The sequence below is a fragment of the Bacillus cereus group sp. N12 genome (assembly GCF_016483575.1).
GTDB lineage: Bacteria > Bacillota > Bacilli > Bacillales > Bacillaceae_G > Bacillus_A > Bacillus_A toyonensis.
Genome location: NZ_JAEHBO010000243.1, coordinates 1 through 255 on the forward strand (window position 1 = coordinate 1; position 255 = coordinate 255).

A 255-nucleotide genomic window follows, 5' to 3' on the forward strand; every position below is an offset into this window, starting at 1 on the left:
GGACAAAGCAACTGAATTGAGCAGTTTAGCTTTAAAAACAATCCTTGAAAATAAAAATGCCATAGAATGGACTTTGGGTGCTATTTCGGTTGTAAGCCCTTTGTTGGCTTATAGAGCCACTTTAAATACTTATATTAGAGCGCTGGACCCTGCAGTGGATAAGGGACCTTTAACTTTCGCAGAAAAAACAGAGTTGTTTCAACGACGTAGAATATTGGTTAGAAATTTTAATTTGGTTGCAATACCAGTTATAGC

At 36.9% G+C, this 255-nt stretch carries 1 protein-coding gene; it reads left to right on the forward strand.

Going from position 1 to position 255, the window contains the following annotated elements:
* On the forward strand, positions 1–255 hold a 255-nt coding region (locus tag JDS92_RS30315; RefSeq protein WP_199633063.1), incomplete at both ends, for a hypothetical protein.